The sequence below is a fragment of the Polaromonas sp. P1_G2 genome (assembly GCF_056405515.1).
In genome coordinates this window covers 1-548 of the sequence record NZ_JBFUBY010000813.1, presented here as the reverse complement: position 1 = coordinate 548, position 548 = coordinate 1, and the positions used below count along the sequence as shown (strand labels likewise).

Below are 548 nucleotides of genomic sequence, written 5' to 3'. Positions count from 1 at the left end.
GCCGGAATATAGCGTCGTCGACAAAGCCTTGGTCAGATTGCCATTGTCGTAGCGGCCCTGGCTCAAATAGATGTTCATTGCCACCGTATAGGCACAGGGTGCCGGCTGTAGATCGGGGCAGGTACTATTGTGGTCGTTATAGATGTCGTGCGACACGATCAGCATGACCAGATCGTCGAGACCATCTCCATTCAGGTCACCGAACTCGCAATACGAATAGTTCGTCTCCGATTCACCCAAAGGGCCTCCTGGGCAGCTGACGCCGACAGCGAGCATTGCGATCTCATTTGCAGTCGCACCGGGCAGACGTCGCTTGACTTCGATGCCACTCTGGCGCGCGAACACCTGTTCATCCCGGCCATCGTCATAGAAGTTCGCCGTACCGAGGCTGCCCGCCTGACCACTGTCATTGGTCGTTGCCAGATTGTCGCGACCATTGCCATCGAAGTCGGCAACCTGCGTCATCAGATAGTCTTCGCCGCATTGCGTATGCAGGGCATCGCTTGCTGGGATATCCGTCGCGCAGGTTTGCGGCGTTACTTTGAAGG

General features: G+C 56.6%; 1 protein-coding gene. It reads right to left on the bottom strand.

Features of this window, described 5'->3' with window-relative positions; all coding sequences use genetic code 11:
• The coding region (locus AC1D0P_RS27745) for a hypothetical protein (protein ID WP_477679670.1) at nucleotides 1-548 on the bottom strand (548 nt) is incomplete at both ends.